The sequence below is a fragment of the Paenibacillus sp. GCM10023250 genome, from assembly GCF_042653205.1.
Taxonomy (GTDB): Bacteria; Bacillota; Bacilli; order Paenibacillales; family Paenibacillaceae; genus Paenibacillus_Z.
The window spans coordinates 1-2702 of sequence record NZ_JBHSHY010000085.1 but is presented as its reverse complement, the minus strand read 5'-3'; the positions used below and the strand labels follow the sequence as shown (position 1 = coordinate 2702).

1 rRNA gene is annotated in these 2702 nt (G+C 54.6%); it reads right to left on the bottom strand.

Going from position 1 to position 2702, the window contains the following annotated elements:
* A 23S ribosomal RNA gene (locus ACFPB1_RS27315) occupies nt 1-2702 on the bottom strand; the annotation flags it as partial.

Here is a 2702-nt window from a genome sequence, read left to right as displayed (position 1 = left end):
CGCTTCCACCTCGAACCTATCAACCTCGTCGTCTTCAAGGGGTCTTACTAATTGGGAAATCTCATCTTGAGGGGGGCTTCACGCTTAGATGCTTTCAGCGCTTATCCCGTCCGCACTTGGCTACCCAGCGGTGCTCCTGGCGGAACAACTGGTACACCAGCGGTGCGTCCATCCCGGTCCTCTCGTACTAAGGACAGCTCCTCTCAAATTTCCTACGCCCACGACAGATAGGGACCGAACTGTCTCACGACGTTCTGAACCCAGCTCGCGTACCGCTTTAATGGGCGAACAGCCCAACCCTTGGGACCTACTTCAGCCCCAGGATGCGATGAGCCGACATCGAGGTGCCAAACCTCCCCGTCGATGTGGACTCTTGGGGGAGATAAGCCTGTTATCCCCAGGGTAGCTTTTATCCGTTGAGCGATGGCCCTTCCATGCGGTACCACCGGATCACTAAGCCCGACTTTCGTCCCTGCTCGACTTGTAGGTCTCGCAGTCAAGCTCCCTTATGCCTTTGCACGCTGCGAATGATTTCCAACCATTCTGAGGGAACCTTTGGGCGCCTCCGTTACATTTTAGGAGGCGACCGCCCCAGTCAAACTGCCCACCTGACACGGTCCCTGTACCGGCTTACGGTACCAGGTTAGAACTCCGATACGATCAGGGTGGTATCCCAACGGCGCCTCCACCGAAGCTGGCGCTCCGGCTTCTCAGGCTCCCACCTATCCTGTACAGATCGTACCAAAGTCCAATATCAAGCTGCAGTAAAGCTCCATGGGGTCTTTCCGTCTTGTCGCGGGTAACCTGCATCTTCACAGGTATTAAAATTTCACCGGATCTCTCGTTGAGACAGCGCCCAAGTCGTTACGCCATTCGTGCGGGTCAGAATTTACCTGACAAGGAATTTCGCTACCTTAGGACCGTTATAGTTACGGCCGCCGTTTACTGGGGCTTCGGTTCATAGCTTCGCCTTGCGGCTAACCACTCCCCTTAACCTTCCAGCACCGGGCAGGCGTCAGCCCGTATACTTCGCCTTACGGCTTCGCACAGACCTGTGTTTTTGCTAAACAGTCGCTTGGGCCTTTTCACTGCGGCCCCCTCGGGCTATTCACCCTACCGAGGCACCCCTTCTCCCGAAGTTACGGGGTCATTTTGCCGAGTTCCTTAACGAGAGTTCTTCCGAGCGCCTTAGCATACTCTGCTCGCCTACCTGTGTCGGTTTGCGGTACGGGCACCTTCACCTGGCTAGAGGCTTTTCTTGGCAGCCTGAACTCATGACCTTCGCTACTGCAATTTTCGCTCCCCATCACAGCCCAGCCTTATGATGTGCGGATTTGCCTACACATCAGCCTCACTGCTTGGACGGGCATCCATCAGCCCGCGTCACTATCCTTCTGCGTCACCCCATTGCTCGTAACGGCTTACGGTGGTACAGGAATATCAACCTGTTGTCCTTCGACTACGCCTTTCGGCCTCGCCTTAGGTCCCGACTTACCCTGAGCGGACGAACCTTCCTCAGGAACCCTTAGGCTTACGGCGGACAAGATTCTCACTTGTCTTTTCGTTACTCATACCGGCATTCTCACTCGTGTACCGTCCACCAGTCCTTCCGGTCTGACTTCTACCTGTACACGACGCTCCCCTACCCCTGATCTTACGATCAAGCCATAGCTTCGGTGGTGTGTTTAGCCCCGTTACATTTTCGGCGCAGAGTCACTCGACCAGTGAGCTATTACGCACTCTTTAAATGGTGGCTGCTTCTAAGCCAACATCCTGGTTGTCTTTGCAACTCCACATCCTTTCCCACTTAACACACACTTGGGGACCTTAGCTGATGGTCTGGGCTGTTTCCCTCTTGACGATGGATCTTAGCACTCACCGTCTGACTCCCGGTGATAAGTACATGGCATTCGGAGTTTGACTGGACTTGGTAACCCTTGGCGGGCCCCGCACCCAATCAGTGCTCTACCTCCACGACTCTTACACCGAGGCTAGCCCTAAAGCTATTTCGGGGAGAACCAGCTATCTCCGAGTTCGATTGGAATTTCTCCGCTACCCCCACCTCATCCCCGAATTTTTCAACATTCGTGGGTTCGGGCCTCCAGTGCGTGTTACCGCACCTTCACCCTGGACAGGGGTAGATCACACGGTTTCGGGTCTACGTCCACATACTCAAATCGCCCTATTCAGACTCGCTTTCGCTGCGGCTCCGGCTCTTCACCTTAACCTTGCATGGGAACGTAACTCGCCGGTTCATTCTACAAAAGGCACGCCATCACCCCTAAATTGGGCTCTGACTTCTTGTAAGCGCACGGTTTCAGGTTCTATTTCACTCCCCTTCCGGGGTGCTTTTCACCTTTCCCTCACGGTACTGCTTCGCTATCGGTCGCTAGGGAGTATTTAGCCTTGGCAGATGGTCCTGCCGGATTCCCACGAGGTTTCACGTGTCTCGCGGTACTCAGGATCCGTCTCGGAGAGTGCTGACTTTGGGCTACAGGGCTTTTACCTCTTCTAGCGGGCCTTTCCAGACCTCTTCGCCTAGCCAACACCTTTGTAACTCCATGTGAGACGTCCTACAACCCCAAGGAGCAAGCTCCTTGGTTTGGGCTAATCCGCGTTCGCTCGCCGCTACTGACGGAATCACTATTGTTTTCTCTTCCTCAGGGTACTTAGATGTTTCAGTTCCCCTGGTGTGCCTCCAT